The sequence below is a fragment of the Winogradskyella sp. SM1960 genome, assembly GCF_020179375.1.
GTDB lineage: Bacteria > Bacteroidota > Bacteroidia > Flavobacteriales > Flavobacteriaceae > Winogradskyella > Winogradskyella marina.
Window position 1 is genome coordinate 1 of sequence record NZ_JAICBG010000035.1, and the last position, 1601, is coordinate 1601.

Annotated in this window: 1 pseudogene; it reads left to right on the forward strand. The window is 37.4% G+C overall.

Annotated elements, in window-relative coordinates:
• Positions 1–1601: pseudogene (locus K1X16_RS17850) on the forward strand (hypothetical protein); the annotation flags it as partial.

A 1601-nucleotide genomic window follows, 5' to 3' on the forward strand; every position in this document is an offset into this window, starting at 1 on the left:
AATCTAAGCAATGCTCAGACCATATTTGTAAGAGCAGAAAATGATGTTACAGGCTGCTACAATACAGTAACAGTTACCTTGCGAGTAGACCCAATACCATCACCAGAACCCAACCCAACACCAATAGAGGTTTGTGATGTTGATAATGATGGTTTTGGACAATTTGATTTGGAAATACGTACTATTGAAATTATAAATGGTGAATCTAATGTTGCAATTACGTATCACGAAACTGAAAGTGACGCTGAGACTGGAAGCAATGCTATTACTGGTTTGTACACCAATATCGTGGCTAACAATCAAATGATTTATGTGCGTTCAGAAAACACCTTAACAGGCTGTTATAGTCTCACCGAGAATACACTTGAACTTATTGTAGATCCAGCTCCAGAAGTACCAACTACTATTGAACCGTACACTATATGTGATAGTGATGACGATGGTATAGCACAGTTTGACCTTACTTTTATGGATGATGAGGTTCTTAATGGGCAAGATCCTTTAGGAGTCGATTTAACCTATCATACAAGTGAAGCAGATGCCTTGATTGGAGGTAACCCAATAATTAACGTGAGTAACTATACAAATAATGGTAATCCACAAATTATTTATGTACGTCTGTTCGATCCAATTACAGAATGTTTTGATATAGGTCAGTTTGAAATAGAAGTCTCCTTGCCACCATTAGCAATACAGCCAACGCAATTGAGTCTATGTGATGATTTAGGTGAAGTGCCAGGAGATGAGTTTACAGTATTTGATCTTACAGTTAAAAACTCAGAAATTACAGGAGGCAACGGCAGTTGGTCGGTAGATTACTATGAGACTAATGCAGATGCTGTAGCTCAAGTCAATGCCATTCCAGATCCAACACAATATACCAATACAGAAATAAATGGTCAAGGTGCTAATCCACAAACTTTATTTGCAGTGGTTACAGATACCAATACAGGTTGTGTGGATATGGTAACTTTAACATTAAGAGTATTACCTAATCCTACACCAACACCAAGTGACCAATTACCAAGCTTGGAATTGTGTGATGATGTAAATACAGGAGATGGAGTAGAAGTCTTTGATTTAACAGAAAATGAAATTCTTATTTTAAATGGAGAACCTGGAGTTACAGCAAGTTATTATGAAAGATTAGACGATGCCAACTCAGGAAACAATGCCATAGCAGACCCAACACAATACACTAATACAGAGACACCAGAACAAGAGATCTATGTAAGGGTAACCAATGATGTTACAGGCTGTTATGCTTTAGTTGATTTTACGATTATAGTCCACCCATTACCGACAGTTGTTGCAGTAACTGATTTTATTCAATGTGAATTATTCACCGATGGTATTGATAGTTTTGACTTAACCACAAAAGACGATGAAGTTTTAAATGGTCAAGATTCCGCGCAATTTGTGGTGAGTTACCATGAAACTCTAATAGATGCAGAAGCAGGCATTAACGGCATAACAGGTTCATATACCAATACGAGCAATCCACAACAAATCTTTGTGACCATAACCAATAACGTCACAGGTTGTTCTATCAGTACCCAAAGTTTTAATATTGAAGTTCAAGAAGCAGCACAGGCAAATCC